Source organism: Corynebacterium sp. HMSC072A02 (assembly GCF_001810085.1).
Taxonomy (GTDB): Bacteria; Actinomycetota; Actinomycetes; order Mycobacteriales; family Mycobacteriaceae; genus Corynebacterium; species Corynebacterium hesseae.
Map to the genome: position 1 here is coordinate 23,206 of NZ_KV799816.1, position 12,554 is coordinate 35,759.

At 61.0% G+C, this 12,554-nt stretch carries 12 protein-coding genes; 5 read left to right on the plus strand and 7 right to left on the minus strand.

Annotated elements, in window-relative coordinates:
- Positions 1-43 precede the first annotated feature (43 nt).
- The 3 genes from HMPREF2698_RS02175 to pgm form a co-directional block, all read right to left on the minus strand.
- The gene (locus HMPREF2698_RS02175) at positions 44-511 is read right to left on the minus strand and encodes a MauE/DoxX family redox-associated membrane protein (protein ID WP_070522450.1); all 468 of its coding nucleotides are present in this window, start codon (positions 509-511) and stop codon (positions 44-46) included.
- Between the two features lie 17 nt (positions 512-528).
- A complete protein-coding gene (locus HMPREF2698_RS02180) occupies positions 529-990 on the minus strand; it encodes a MauE/DoxX family redox-associated membrane protein (RefSeq protein ID WP_070522452.1) in 462 nt (153 codons plus the stop codon).
- Positions 991-1,051: 61 nt separating this feature from the next.
- Positions 1,052-2,668: a phosphoglucomutase (alpha-D-glucose-1,6-bisphosphate-dependent) gene (gene pgm / locus HMPREF2698_RS02185; RefSeq protein WP_070561761.1), complete on the minus strand. Its 1,617-nt coding sequence runs from the start codon at positions 2,666-2,668 to the stop codon at positions 1,052-1,054.
- Between the two features lie 83 nt (positions 2,669-2,751).
- On the opposite strand from pgm, the gene HMPREF2698_RS02190 reads away from it, so the two are divergent.
- Together HMPREF2698_RS02190 and HMPREF2698_RS02195 are read left to right on the plus strand one after the other, a co-directional pair.
- Positions 2,752-3,069, plus strand: a complete 318-nt coding sequence (locus tag HMPREF2698_RS02190) for a fluoride efflux transporter family protein (protein ID WP_070561762.1) — start codon at positions 2,752-2,754, stop codon at positions 3,067-3,069.
- On the plus strand, positions 3,066-3,425 hold the full coding sequence (locus HMPREF2698_RS02195) for a FluC/FEX family fluoride channel (protein WP_070561764.1): 360 nt from the start codon (positions 3,066-3,068) through the stop codon (positions 3,423-3,425). Before HMPREF2698_RS02190 ends, HMPREF2698_RS02195 begins: the two co-directional genes overlap by 4 nt.
- 37 nt (positions 3,426-3,462) lie before the next feature.
- Here the strand turns inward: HMPREF2698_RS02195 and HMPREF2698_RS02200 are convergent, their stop codons facing one another.
- Complete coding sequence (locus tag HMPREF2698_RS02200) at positions 3,463-6,009, minus strand: ABC transporter permease (protein ID WP_070561766.1); 2,547 nt, start codon at positions 6,007-6,009, stop codon at positions 3,463-3,465.
- 3 nt (positions 6,010-6,012) lie between these two features.
- Positions 6,013-6,753 (minus strand): ABC transporter ATP-binding protein, encoded by a 741-nt coding sequence (locus HMPREF2698_RS02205; protein ID WP_070530082.1) that lies wholly within the window; start codon positions 6,751-6,753, stop codon positions 6,013-6,015.
- A gap of 93 nt (positions 6,754-6,846) precedes the next feature.
- Here HMPREF2698_RS02205 and HMPREF2698_RS02210 point away from each other — a divergent pair, with 93 nt between their 5' ends.
- Both HMPREF2698_RS02210 and crtI read left to right on the plus strand, forming a co-directional pair.
- Positions 6,847-7,695, plus strand: coding sequence for a phytoene/squalene synthase family protein (locus HMPREF2698_RS02210; RefSeq protein ID WP_070561768.1), 849 nt, complete (start codon positions 6,847-6,849; stop codon positions 7,693-7,695).
- 2 nt (positions 7,696-7,697) lie between these two features.
- Positions 7,698-9,212: a phytoene desaturase family protein gene (crtI, locus tag HMPREF2698_RS02215; RefSeq protein WP_070561770.1), complete on the plus strand. Its 1,515-nt coding sequence runs from the start codon at positions 7,698-7,700 to the stop codon at positions 9,210-9,212.
- On the opposite strand, the gene HMPREF2698_RS02220 is transcribed toward crtI, so the two are convergent.
- The gene (locus HMPREF2698_RS02220; RefSeq protein WP_246819417.1) at positions 9,209-10,111 is read right to left on the minus strand and encodes a DUF2262 domain-containing protein; all 903 of its coding nucleotides are present in this window, start codon (positions 10,109-10,111) and stop codon (positions 9,209-9,211) included. The genes crtI and HMPREF2698_RS02220 overlap by 4 nt on opposite strands.
- Before the next feature lie 88 nt (positions 10,112-10,199).
- Between HMPREF2698_RS02220 and mgtE the strand changes: the two genes are divergently transcribed.
- Complete coding sequence (gene mgtE, locus HMPREF2698_RS02225; protein WP_070561774.1) at positions 10,200-11,564, plus strand: magnesium transporter; 1,365 nt, start codon at positions 10,200-10,202, stop codon at positions 11,562-11,564.
- A 126-nt stretch (positions 11,565-11,690) separates the two neighbouring features.
- Here mgtE and HMPREF2698_RS02230 read toward each other — a convergent pair whose 3' ends face one another.
- Positions 11,691-12,218, minus strand: a complete 528-nt coding sequence (locus HMPREF2698_RS02230) for a CPBP family intramembrane glutamic endopeptidase (RefSeq protein ID WP_070561776.1) — start codon at positions 12,216-12,218, stop codon at positions 11,691-11,693.
- Positions 12,219-12,554 lie beyond the last annotated feature (336 nt).

Below are 12,554 nucleotides of genomic sequence, written 5' to 3' on the forward strand. Positions count from 1 at the left end.
TGTATGACGTAAATGGAACGAACCGAAATCCTACACACCGCTGTTAAGGGTGCAATGCAAACTTGGTGAAGGGACGCTTGATTGTCCACACCATTAACACAGAATAGAAGACATCACGCAGCAGTGTCATCATGTAGTTCATCACCTGCGCGTCTTCATCAGGGCTAACGGAGAAACAACCGCAGTCAATCCCGAGCCCTCGCATCCACGCTTGCGCAATGCCAATCATGAATAGAACGAGGACAATCTGTCCCACCCATGCCGATTGGCGCAGGAACAGCCCCAGCAGCAACAACAGGCCGCCGCACACTTCCAGCGGGCCAATCAGGTAGGACAAATACTGAGACCACTCTGGTGTAAAGATCTCATAGGCCTTGATGCTTTGGGACACTGCGAGCTGATCCGACAGCTTCGACGCTCCCGCTTTGATCCACACATAGGCCATATAAAAGCGCGCGAATGCACTAATGACGTCAAGCACAAGGGCGGCGCTGATTTTGTCTTTAATCACGAGCACAGCCTAACAAGTTAAGGGTGGAGAGCGTAACGGCGATACGGGCGCCAAATTGTCCAAAGGGTGAGGACCAAAAAGGTTGCATCACGTAGCAGCGTCAGCGCGTAGTTCATGCCTTGGCTCACGTCGGCGGGGTCATAGCCGAAACAACCGCAGTCAATGACCAGCCCACGCGCCCATGCCTGGGAGATTCCCACCATGAAGAGGACTAAGACCACCGCCGCGACTGCCGACGCCTCCCTCAAGAACAACCCCAGCAGCAACAGCACCCCACCCATGAGTTCCAAGGGTCCGATGAGGTAGGCCAAGTATCCGGACCATTCCGGGGTGAAGATGCCATAGGCTTCGATGGCCTGGGTCATCTCCATCCTGGCGTCCAGCTTCTGAATACCGGCGATAATCCACACGGCAGCCATTCCAAAACGCACCAGCGCGCTCATCAGATCGGCGGCCGACATGGATTTTGCGGATGTCATAATTCATTAGCCTAGTCTCGGACCTGGCTTCGGACCCAGACTTCAGCCCTGGCCTTCAGACCTAGCCTTCGAGAACCTGCGACACCAACGCCTGCGCCTCTTCCTGCACCTGCTTAAGGTGTTCTTCGCCACGGAAGCTCTCGGCATAGATCTTGTACTTGTCCTCCGTGCCGGAAGGGCGGGCAGCGAACCACGCGTTCTCCGTCGCCACCTTCAGGCCGCCAATCGCTGCGCCGTTGCCGGGGGCCTCGGTGAGTTTGGCCACGATCTTCTCCCCGGCCAGCTCAGTTGCCGTCACCTGCTCCGGGGAAAGCTTCTTCAGGATGGCCTTCTGCTCGCGGGTAGCTGGGGCGTCGGTCCGCGCATAGGCTGGCGCACCGTATTCTTCGGCCAGCTCCGCATAGCGTTGAGACGGGGTCTTGCCCGTGACCGCCAAGATCTCGGCAGCCAAGAGATCCATGATGATGCCATCCTTATCGGTGGACCACACGGTCCCATCGAAGCGCAGGAAGGAAGCACCAGCAGATTCCTCACCGCCGAAGCCCAGGGTGCCGCCGACAAGCCCCGGCACAAACCACTTGAAGCCCACCGGGACCTCCACGAGCTCACGGCCCAGGCTGGCCACGACGCGATCGATCATGGAGGAAGACACCAAGGTCTTGCCTACCCCGGCTTCACCCCACTCGGGGCGGTGGCTAAACAGGTACTCGATGGCCACCGCTAGGTAGTGGTTCGGGTTCATCAGACCCGCATCCGGGGTGACGATGCCGTGGCGATCGGAATCCGCGTCGTTGCCCGTGGCCAAGTCGTACTTGGAGCGGTTCTGAACCAACGAAGCCATGGCGTCCGGGGAGGAGCAGTCCATGCGGATCTTGCCGTCAGTATCCAGAGTCATGAAGCGGAAGGTGCCGTCTACCTCTGGGTTCACCACCGTCATGTTGAGCCCGTAGTGCTCGGCGATGGCCGCCCAGTAGTCCACCGAGGCGCCGCCCATCGGGTCCGCGCCGATGCGCACACCGGCCTCTTTAATGGCCGCCATGTCCACAACGTTGGCTAGGTCAGCCACGTAGGAGTCGAGGTAGTTGTGCTTCACGCAGCGCTCATCGAGCACGCCGTCAACCGCCACGCGCTTGACGCCATCGAGCCCGGCGCGCAGATAGTCGTTGGCCTTGGCTGCGATCCAGTCGGTGGCATCCGTGTCTGCTGGGCCGCCCGTCGGCGGGTTGTACTTGAAGCCGCCATCGCGCGGCGGATTGTGGGAGGGAGTGATCACGATGCCATCGGTGCCCGGGTTGGTCAGGATGGCGTGGGAGACGGCCGGGGTCGGGGTGTAGCGTCCGCGGTCATCCACGCGAACCTCCAGCCCATTGGCAAGGAGAACCTCAAGGGCGGAGACCATGGCGGGCTCGGACAAAGCGTGGGTATCGCGGCCGATGAAAATGGCGCCCGTGGTCCCCTGCTCAGCGCGGTAGTCCACGATGGCCTGGGTAATCGCCAAGATGTGAGCCTCGTTGAAGGCGGTGTCCAAGGCGGAGCCGCGGTGCCCTGAGGTGCCGAAGGCGACCTGCTGGTCGGGGTTATCTGCATCGGGGGTGCGGGTGTAATACGCGGTGACTAGTTCTGCGATATCGATGAGATCGGAAGGCTGGGCTAGCTGGCCGGCGCGCTCGTGTGCCATGGTGGGTTCCTCCTTGGAGACGTGGATACACCCTAAGCTTGCCTGCTTCACGCTGGTTTCGCATCCCAATTAGGATGGTGCCTATGCCACAGATCCTTCTTGTGGGCTGCGGGACCGCGCTCGGGGCGCTGACTCGTTTCGGCCTTACTTCACTTCTCGGGGGTGGCGCGCTGCCGCTGCTGCTCATCAATGTTGTAGGCAGCACTGTCATGGGCTATGCCAAACCCCCGGCGTTCTGGGGCACAGGATTTCTGGGCGGCTTCACCAGCTTTGCCGCCTTTGCCTACCTCACCTCGGGCTTTAGCCCGGCGCGGGCGGGAGCGTACGTCCTGGCGACGATCATTGGCTGCACCGCGGCATACCTAATAGGTGACCTCATTGCTTCCCGGGGCCGCGCATGATCCTCTCCATCTTGGCGGTCCTCGCCGGCGGCTTTGTTGGCGGCTGCGGGCGCTTCCTGCTCACTCATGTGCTGCCCTCCCCCACGTGTACTTTTGCCGCCAACCTCATCGGCGCGGCGGTGGCGGGCGTGGCCTATGGCTATGCCACGCATGCACACGCCCCCGAGTATTTCCTCCCCCTGCTGGCGGCCGGACTCGCCGGCGGGCTATCCACCTGGTCCACGATGGCCAAGGAACTCGGTGAAATGATAAAGGCCAAGCGTTGGTGGCGCTTGGCACGTTATCTCTTCTGGACCATCGGCCTAGGAATCGTGGTGGCCTGGCGCGGAGCGTGGGTCGGCTCGCTGCTGGCCTAACCCGCCTCCCACGCCCCTTGTGCAGCCACGGGCTGCGCTAGTCGGCGATGGCGTCCAACGGCGGGGTCTTCGCCGCGCGCTGCGCCGGCCACAGGGCCGCCAGCACACCGACGATTCCCGAGCCCACGAACATGACCGCGAGCATCATCCACGGCACCGTCGCGGAATCGAGGCCTTCGTCGGAAAGCACGGAGATGAAGGACCACCCCATCCCCAATCCCATGAGGATGCCCATGAGCGCGCCGAAGAGGGCGATCTGTACCGATTCCACCGTGATCATTGTGCGAATCTGGCGGCGTTGAGTACCCACCGCGCGCAGCATACCGATCTCTTGTCGGCGTTCGATCACGCCAAGGGTGAGGGTATTGACAATGCCCAGGACAGCGATGACCACGGCCAAAGCCAGCAGCGCGTAGAGAATCGTGAGCATCTGGTCAATCATTCCGGCGGCCTCGCCAGCATATTCCTCGCTGGTGCGCACCTGTACCACAACGAGGTCCTTGACGGACTTCTCCAGGTTGGCGCGCAGCTTCTCCTTGTCATAGCCTTCTTCCGCATTGACGGAAACCACCGTGACGTCGAGGCTGTTGGGGTCGATGACCTCTTCTACCGCGGATTGGGACACGGCCAGGCCCGGAAGCATCTGGAAAGGTTCATAGGTGCCGAGGAGTTTTACCTGCGCAGTGCGGGATGGATCCGGCCCCGCCAACTCATAGGACTGGCCGACCTCCCAGCCTTGCTTCTCAGCCAAGACAGAGTCGGCGATGAAGCCCGGTTCCTCACCCGTATTCAATGCACCGTCGACCAGAGTGAGGTTGAGCATGTCATCGGCGTTGCCATCGATGACCTGGCTGATCATCATTTCCGGGCCATAATTCATCGAAGCCTGACCATCCACCTGCAGGGGTGCTGTGCTCATCGCCACGAGCTGTCCGACGCCCTCGGTATCGCGGGCGCGCTGCACCGTCTCGTTCGGCGTCGGGAAGTTTCCAGACGTCGGGCCAGACAGCAAGAAGTCTGCGCGGGCGTCCTGCTCGACGGCGTCGGCCACCGAGGCTTTCATCGTCGCACCCAACATGCCGATCGATGTCACCAGCGCCACGCCCAGCATGAGAGCGAAAGCAGTCGCCGCGGTACGGCGCGGGTTGCGCGCCGAGTTCGTCGATGCCAGCTTGCCGACCGCGCCAAAGGGCGCGCCAACCACGCGGCCGATCGCCGGAACGATAGGCAAGGAGATGGCCGGTCCCGCAAGGAAGAAGCCGAGGATGAGGTTGAGCGAGCCGAGGCCCACGAGTGTGGCGCGGATGCCCGTGGAGGCGTCGACAAGCACGCCCACGAGCGCAAAAATAATGCCGACGACGAGCAGCAGCCCGCCCAGCACGCTGCGCACCAGCAGCGAAGCGCCCGCCGCGGACTCGGTGGTGCGCATGGCTTCCACGGGCTTGACCGCGCCTGCCCGGCGCGCCGGTGCCCACGCGGAAACGATGGTGACCAATGCGCCCAGAATCAACGGCACAAGCACAGCGCTCAAGCTCAGGCCCAGGCCGCCGCCCATGGGCATGCCCTTGGCTTCGAAGACGGCCTTAATGATCGCCACCAGGCCCATGCCCGCTGCCACGCCCACGGCAGAGCCCACGAGGCCCACGATGAAGGCCTCCGTCACCACCGAGCGCGTAATCTGGCCGCGGGATGCACCGAGTGCGCGCAGCAGCGCGAACTCCTTGGTGCGCTGAGCCACGATCATGGAGAACGTGTTCGCGATGATGAACGTGCCCACCAGCAGCGCGATGAGGCCGAAGGCGATGAGGAAGTAGTTGACGAATTTCAGGGCAGAGGAAATCTGATCCGAAATCTCATCGGCCAGCTTCTGGCCAGATTCCGCCTTAACCTCGAAGGTCTCGTTGAGGTGATCCACGAGCGCATCGGCGCTCACTCCCTCGGCCGCGGCGACCTTCAGCTGTTCGGAATTGCCGTATCGCTCGACGAAGGCCTCGTGGTCCATGAGCAGCGTCAGGCTGGGGCCTTGGTCCACCACAGGCTTGACGACGCCCACGACCTTAACCTCATCACGCTGGTCCGGGTGGACCACGAAGAGGCTGTCGCCGATCTTGATATCGAACTCTTCCGCAGCCGAGTCGTTGATGAGAACCTCGCCGGTCCCGTGAGGCGCGGAGCCGTCGACAAGCGTGGCGGGCTCACCGACGGACTGGTCCTCCGGGTAGTAGGGCTGCACGCTGGAGGTGCCGCCACCGGTTTGAAAGGCCTCGGCATCCTTGTTGGCAACCACGACGGTCTGGCTACTTTGCATGTTGACTGCGCGCACGTCGGGGTCGGCGGCGATGTCATCGCGCATCTTCTGGTCGAGGATTGGGCCGCCTTCCTTCTGGCTCACAGCCGCATCCACACCGGTAAATGCGGTAGACACCGCAGAGTCGAAGGTGTTCGACAAAGACTTGGTGAACATGAAGGACCCCGAGATGAAGGCGGTGCCGAGCACCACCGCCAGTAGGGTCAGGGCAAGGCGCAGCTTGTGCGCGAGAATATTGCGCACGGACACCGTGCGCATGGTGTTCTTTGTGGCCATGCTCTAGCCCTCGATTTCTGCCATCACGGCGTGGATGGACTCCATGGTCGGGTTGTTCAGCTCGTTGACCAGGCGACCATCAGCAAGGAAGACCACGCGGTCTGCGTAGGATGCGGCCTTCGCATCGTGCGTCACGATGACGACGGTCTGGCCGTCCTGATCCACTGCGGTGCGCAAAATATCGAGCACCTCGGCGGAAGAGTTGGAGTCCAGGTTGCCGGTCGGTTCATCGCCAAAGATGATTTCCGGGCGCGAAACCAGAGCGCGCGCGCAAGCCACGCGCTGCTGCTGGCCACCGGAGAGCTCTGATGGGCGGTGGTTCAAGCGGTTGGACAGGCCCAGACGGGAAGTGACCTCATCGAACCATTCCTTATCTACCTTGTTGCCAGCGATATCGGTGGGCAGCGTGATGTTCTCTGCCGCGGTCAGCGTGGGCACCAGGTTGAAGGACTGGAAGATGAAGCCCAAGCGGTCGCGGCGCAGGGCGGTAATATCCTTGTCGCTGAGCTGCGACATGTCGGTGTCACCGATGAAGGCCGAGCCGGACGTCGCCGAATCGAGCCCCGCCATGGTGTGCATGAGCGTGGACTTGCCGGAGCCCGAAGGGCCCATGATGGCGGTAAAGGTATTGCGCGCGAACTCAACGTCGACGTGGTCCAACGCGGTAACTGCGGTATCTCCCTGACCGTATTGTTTGAACAGGTCGACGGCGCGAGCCGCAGCAGTCATCGTTGGGGTTGTCATGGACGTGTTCTCCTTATAGATGGGGAAAGTAACGTCCCTACCCTATCCTGCCCTGGGTAAGTTATGTGACGCGTGTGGTCTAAAATATGCTCCATGCGCGCATCTCTTTCCGCTCTGGAACATTACGACCGCTGTGCCGAAGCCGCCGCGGCTCAAATCATGCGCCACTACTCCACCAGTTTTTCCCTGGCCACGCGGCTTCTTTCCCCCAGGGTCCGGGTGGACATCCGAAATTTATACGCCATGGTGCGCACCGCCGATGAAATCGTCGACGCCGGGCTCGATCCCCAGGACGCCGCCGTGCTTCTCGACGCCTACGAGGCCACCGTCCGCGCCGCCCCGTCCCAGCGTTTTCACGCTGATCCGATCGTGCATGCCTTTGCGCTTTCCGCGCGGCGTTGCGGGTTCAGCGATGAGCACGTTGCACAGTTCTTTTCCTCCATGCGTTGCGATCTGACGCACCGCACGCACACCCACGACTCCTTCGAGGATTACGTGTGCGGCTCCGCGGAGGTCATTGGGCTCTTGTGCCTGGACGCCTTCTACGCCGGCGGGCCCCGCCCGTCCGGAATCGAGGAAGGCGCGCGGCGCCTGGGCGCGGCCTTTCAGAAGATCAATTTCTTGCGCGACCTGCGCGAGGATTCCGCAGAGCTGGGCCGCTCCTATTTCCCGGACCTGCCGGACCCGGCCAGCTTGGATGAGGAGCGGAAAACGGCAATCATCGCTGATATTCGGCGCGACCTGGCTGTAGCGCGCGGCGCGATGGAGAAGTTGCCGCGTGGTTCGCGGGTGGGCGTGGCGGCTGCGACGGCCCTGTTTACCGAGCTCACCGACCAGCTCGCGGCCACCCCCGCCGCCGATATTCTCACGACACGAGTCTCCGTCTCGCCGGCACGCAAGGCATTCTTGGTGAGCCGGGCAGCGGCATCGGCGGTGAAGTAGCTATGGGCAAGCGTGTTGTCGTCATCGGCGCGGGCATCGCTGGCCTGGCCAGCGCGGCGCTGTTGCTGCGTGAGGGTTGGGACGTGGTGGTCGTCGAGAAGCAGCACAGCGTCGGCGGGCGCGCAGGCGAACTGGAGGTCGACGGTTTCCGCTTCGATACGGGCCCGTCCTGGTACCTCATGCCGGAAGCCTTCGACGAGTTTTTCCGTGCCTGCGGGACGAGCACCGCGCGCGAGCTGGACTTGGTTGACCTCTCCCCCGCCTATCGCGTCTACAACGACGACGGCGCCTTCCTCGACATTCACAGCGGCGTGGACAACGTTGTTCGGCTTTTTGAGTCCATCGAGCCGGGCGCAGGCGAGCGCGTGCGCGCCTACTTAGCGCGCTCCTCTGATATCTATGCCGTGGCGCTAAGCAGCTTTTTGTACACCACGTTTTCCCACCCCACGCAGCTTTTAACCCGGGACGTGCTCACGCGGCTGGGTACGCTGGCGCTACTTCTCACGCGGTCCTTGGACCGGCTGGTGGCAGCACAGTTTCAGGACTACCGCCTGCGCCAGGTGCTAACCTACCCGGCGGTGTTTTTGTCCACGGAGCCAACAGCTGCACCGGCGCTGTACTCCTTGATGAGCCACACCGATTTGGTCGAAGGCGTGCGCTACCCGCAAGGTGGTTTCGCCGCGGTGGTCGCGGCGATTGCGCGCCAGGCACAAGGCGCAACCTTCCTCATGGATACGGCGGTGACGGCGATTGAGCGCGCAGAAGGTCGTGCGACTGGCGTGCGGCTGGACGACGGCCGCTTCATCTCCGCCGAGGCCGTCGTGTCCGCGGCGGACCTGCGCCATACTGAAACTGCTCTGCTGCCTCAGTCAGCGCGGACATATCCCGAGAGCTATTTCGCGCGACGCGACCCGGGCCTCGGCACGGTGTTGGTCTTCCTCGGCGTGCGGGGCGCGCTGCCGGAGCTGGCCCACCACACCCTTCTTTTCAGCAAGGATTGGGAGCCCGATTTCCGGGCGGTGTATCACGCTCCGGAGGCTTCGCGCCCGCTGGGGGCGTCGGAGTCCATCTACGTGTCGAAGACCTCCGCGACGGATCCTGCCGTGGCGCCGGAGGGCTGCGAGAATCTCTTTGTGCTGGTCCCCGTGCCGGCGGAGGAAAACTTCGGCGCGGGTAACGCCTATGGCGAAGAAGAATCGCCCCGCGTTGGCGCAATTGCCGACGCCGCGATTCACCAACTCGGCACGTGGCTTGGCATTCCCGACTTTACTGAGCGCATCGTGGTGCGCCGGACGGTCGGCCCCTCAGATTTTGCGCGGCGCTACAACTCCTGGGCTGGTGGCGCGGTGGGGCCCGCGCATACGTTGCGGCAATCCGCCTTCTTCCGCGGGAGCAATGCCTCGCGAAAACTCAAGAACCTGTACTACGCGGGCGGTACTACGGTACCGGGTGTTGGTGTACCGATGTGCCTCATTTCCGCGCACAATGTCATCACGCGGATGCGCGAACAGCACTAAGCGTCGAGCTCAAGGGCTGCGGGTGCACCGCTGCGTTTAGTCTTCACCGTTACGGCGTGCCCACCAAAAAGATAGCCATCATCGAATTCCACGCTGAGGTGTCCGCGTTGGGGGACCTCAACGGCAACGGGCGTGAGTTTGGCGTATACGTCGCCGGCCGTGAGCTCAGGTGCCGGGGCGTTGGCGCCTTCAGACAGGGCGACGTCATGGCGCCAGCGGTTCGCCGCTCGAAGAGCTCTTTTGGCGGCAAAGCGCCGGGCCTCATCAATGAACTCGGCGCTGAGGACCTTATTGATAACGGTGAGGGGTGCCTTGAATTTTCGGCCTAGGTTCGTGCTCTCCGCAAGGAGAAGCTCCTCCCCTTCATACCAGATGCTGATATCCACTCCGAGCTCTTCTGCCCTACCGTCGAACGTGTTCGTACTGCGATCGAGCACCAACGGACCGAACTTGGAATCAAGCTCTACCGGAACGGCAATCCGAGCGAGGAGTTGCTCCATTGCCTCGTCTTCCACATCTGGGAGGATCTCCCAGATATCGACATAGTGTGCTTTGCTCCTCTCGTGGAAGTGGTGGCTACCCCGAGCATGAATCACCGTGAAAGGCTCAAGCTCTGCAACTTCGCGCGGATCCCACAGCGTCTTTCCTGCGACGGTCTGGAAGAGCTGCGGATAGCGCACGCCGACGTCACCAGTAATCAGCTCGCCCCCGGGCAGCATCTTTAAGGCGACTCCAGGCATGTTCATGAGCTGAATATGCGTCTTGTCCTCAGCGTAGGGATCATCACTCACCCACTTCTTCGGCACATCTGCCACAGCGAAGAGGAACTCTGTTTCCTCGTAGCCCAGAATAGAGCTGACGACGTCATTGTCCGAGAAATCACGGTAAAGGGAAAGCATGCCGCAATAGTACATACGTGAAAAGGCTACGCAGCGCTCCATGGCGTAGTCTGAGGAGGTTCACGTCGAGTAGAAGGGCGAATAGCCGATGGCAGAAACGATTGAGCAGGCCACCGAAATTGTTGAGGAGTGGCTCAAGCAAGAAGACGCCATCGAGCCCCAAAAGGCTCCTCGGCTCCAAGAGCTCTTAGCTCGCGTTCCGCGTCAAGAGCTCATCGCGATTGTGGAGCGCCAGAATGCTCTCCGCGCCGCATTGGCGTTAAGGCTGCTGCCGCGTCAAAAATCTATCGCGGTCTTCGATGCGCTTGATGCCAAACACCAAGCGGACATCATTGACGAGTTGGGCAACGCCGATGTCTACGAATTCTTCGACGAGCTGGATCCCGAAGACCGCGTGGCGCTGTTGGACGAGCTTCCTGCGGAAATTGCGGATCGCCTCCTCCGCTCGCTGACTCAGACCCAGCGCGATGTGACCGGAGTGATTCTTGGTTACACAAAGGGATCCGTCGGCCGCCGTATGTCGCCGGAGGTGCCCAATATCCACCCGGAAATGAGCATGGAAGATGCCCTGCGCACCCTCCGCGACAACGCCGATGAGCTGGAAACCATCTATACCGTTCCTGTGACGCGTAAGGACCGGCGTCTGGTGGGTGTCGTCAGCCTGCGCGAGCTCTTCACGGCTGAACGCGGCATTCTCATTGAGGACATCATGAACGAGCCAGTTTATGCATACGCGACTGCCGACGCCGAAGAGACCGTCCGCTGGTTCTTGCCCCTCGACATGCTGGCGCTGCCGATTGTGGATGATTCACACCGCCTCGTTGGCCTTCTTACCTGGGATGATGCAACCGACATTATGGAAGAGGCGGACAGCGAGGACTCAGCTCGTTCCGGTGGTACGGAAGCGCTCCAGCAGCCGTACTTGTCGACGCCCCTTCTCAAGCTCGTCCGCTCCCGCATTCTCTGGCTGCTCGTGCTCGCTGTGTCAGCGCTGTTGACTGTGCGGGTTCTCGATTCCTTCGAAGACACCTTGGCCAAGGCAGTTGTACTGTCTCTGTTCATCCCTCTGCTCACCGGCACGGGCGGCAATACAGGAAACCAGGCAGCTACTACTGTGACCCGCGCGCTCGCGCTTGGCGACGTCCGCACGCGCGACCTCGTGGCAGTCATGTGGCGCGAGCTGCGCGTCGGAATGTTGCTGGGTGCAGTGCTGGGGCTGGCCGGTCTTGTCTTGGCGACGGTCATCTATGGCCTCGATATCGGCCTCGTCATCGGCTCCACGCTGTTTCTCATTTGTTCGATGTCCGCGACTGTTGGTGGTCTCATGCCCATTGTGGCTAAGACTGTTGGCGCGGACCCTGCGGTCTTCTCCAACCCATTCATCTCCACCTTCTGTGATGCAACGGGTTTGATCGTCTACTTCTTCATTGCGAAGTCTGTCTTGGGAATCTAACTGGATACAGAAGAGTGTCCGCCAGGCCGTACAACGCCTGGTACATGACGAATAGGCCCGCGCCCCAATCCTTGGTGCGAATTGACAGCCACTAACCGCCCTGAGCGCCCGCGCACAATCCTTCGCTTATCCCGCAAGCAGTCCAATTGCAAGGTTAATAGCAGCGTGCATTATTGCGCATTCAATGACACTACCCGAGCGGTGTCGCACCACTCCCAGGATCCACCCGCAGAGAAACTGAACCGGAAGTATGGGCCACAACTGCGCATCGAAGCTCAACAACATCAAATGAGGCAGAAGAAAAACTCCCGCTTGGAGCGTGTTACCACCCCAGAACCCCCAGGATCGAAGAAGTAAGCCGCCAACAAATCCTCGGAAAAACACTTCCTCGCCTATAGCCCTGAAAATGACAGCAAGGCTTACCCCTTGAGACAGAACCACCCCCGGTATGGCCAGACTAGCCGTCGATACAAGACGGATACCAACGTATCCTATTCCAATCAGCACGGGGAAAAGGATGATGCCTAGTACTACTGTTTGCCAATTTCCCAATCGCCAACCCACATTTGCCCGAGCTTGAGAAACCCCAATTCTCTTGCGCTGAAAAATGATATAAAGCACTGAAGGAACGAGAAACAAAAGGAATTCAAACATCTTCTCCGTACCCTAATCCCGGACCGGGTTGGCTACTTAGCCAGAAAACTCGGTGCCCAGTTTACAATTCTGTATGAGGACGAGACGCCCGAGCATTGGTGGGGTAGATCATACTTCCGTGGCCCTTTCGCAGTAGTTAGGAACTAGGCAGCTACCCGGGTGGGTATGAGCCTTGTTTATCAGCGCTTTCAGGTGAACATGATTAGGCCCAATTGCCGAGGCGGGGCCTAATGAATCTGTCAGTAAAAAGCTATTTGTTCAGACCTGGAAGTGCAGACCTGCCGCGTTGTGAAAACGAGAAGGAGACCGTTAAAGCAATGATGGTGCTTTAACGGT

Excerpts from the sequence above, each read along its gene's own strand:
- HMPREF2698_RS02180 (WP_070522452.1), bottom strand. The coding sequence starts at position 990 with ATGACATCCGCAAAATCCATGTCGGCCGCCGATCTGATGAGCGCGCTG.
- pgm (WP_070561761.1), bottom strand. The coding sequence starts at position 2,668 with ATGGCACACGAGCGCGCCGGCCAGCTAGCCCAGCCTTCCGATCTCATC.
- HMPREF2698_RS02190 (WP_070561762.1), top strand. The coding sequence starts at position 2,752 with ATGCCACAGATCCTTCTTGTGGGCTGCGGGACCGCGCTCGGGGCGCTG.
- HMPREF2698_RS02195 (WP_070561764.1), top strand. The coding sequence starts at position 3,066 with ATGATCCTCTCCATCTTGGCGGTCCTCGCCGGCGGCTTTGTTGGCGGC.
- HMPREF2698_RS02200 (WP_070561766.1), bottom strand. The coding sequence starts at position 6,009 with ATGGCCACAAAGAACACCATGCGCACGGTGTCCGTGCGCAATATTCTC.
- HMPREF2698_RS02205 (WP_070530082.1), bottom strand. The coding sequence starts at position 6,753 with ATGACAACCCCAACGATGACTGCTGCGGCTCGCGCCGTCGACCTGTTC.
- HMPREF2698_RS02210 (WP_070561768.1), top strand. The coding sequence starts at position 6,847 with ATGCGCGCATCTCTTTCCGCTCTGGAACATTACGACCGCTGTGCCGAA.
- crtI (WP_070561770.1), top strand. The coding sequence starts at position 7,698 with ATGGGCAAGCGTGTTGTCGTCATCGGCGCGGGCATCGCTGGCCTGGCC.
- HMPREF2698_RS02220 (WP_246819417.1), bottom strand. The coding sequence starts at position 10,111 with ATGCTTTCCCTTTACCGTGATTTCTCGGACAATGACGTCGTCAGCTCT.
- mgtE (WP_070561774.1), top strand. The coding sequence starts at position 10,200 with ATGGCAGAAACGATTGAGCAGGCCACCGAAATTGTTGAGGAGTGGCTC.
- HMPREF2698_RS02230 (WP_070561776.1), bottom strand. The coding sequence starts at position 12,218 with ATGTTTGAATTCCTTTTGTTTCTCGTTCCTTCAGTGCTTTATATCATT.